The organism is Mesorhizobium sp. M1A.F.Ca.IN.020.04.1.1, assembly GCF_003997315.1.
Taxonomy (GTDB): Bacteria; Pseudomonadota; Alphaproteobacteria; order Rhizobiales; family Rhizobiaceae; genus Mesorhizobium.
Map to the genome: position 1 here is coordinate 1 of NZ_RZSN01000432.1, position 463 is coordinate 463.

General features: G+C 66.5%; 1 protein-coding gene and 1 pseudogene. Both read right to left on the reverse strand.

Going from position 1 to position 463, the window contains the following annotated elements:
• Positions 1-9: 9 nt before the first annotated feature.
• Positions 10-306: an AzlD family protein gene (locus EOA49_RS32385; RefSeq protein WP_013530970.1), complete on the reverse strand. Its 297-nt coding sequence runs from the start codon at positions 304-306 to the stop codon at positions 10-12.
• Positions 303-463, reverse strand: a pseudogene (locus tag EOA49_RS33915) (branched-chain amino acid ABC transporter permease); the annotation flags it as partial. The pseudogene EOA49_RS33915 and the gene EOA49_RS32385, both read right to left, overlap by 4 nt.

The following is a 463-nucleotide window of genomic DNA, read 5'->3' on the forward strand; positions in this document are numbered from 1 at the left end:
CGATACGCCCTACCCGACGAACTGCCGCGCCACGATCAATACCGCCGCGCCCGCCAAAAACATCGCCATCAACCCACCGCGCAGCGAAACCACGGCGGTGACCACCAGTGCGGCCCATTCCGCCGGGCCGGCGTTCAACAGCTCGGGCGCTACCAGCGTCGTCAGCACCGCCGCCGGCACGGCATTGAGGCCGGCCTCGACGCGGGGATGGATGGTATCGAAGCGCGATATCACCAGGTGCCCGCCGATGCGCGTCAGATAGGTCGCGATTGCGCCGGCGATAATGATCCAGAAGGTCGTGCTCATGGCCGTGCCTTTACGCCGCTATGGTGGGGAGGCAGGATGACCGCCAGCAGCACACCGGCAACAGCGCCAATCGAGACATGCCAGGGCGAGCCCACGGTCTTGTAGGCGATGATGGAGGCGGCAGCGCTGGCAATGACCACCGGCAGCCACAGAGGCC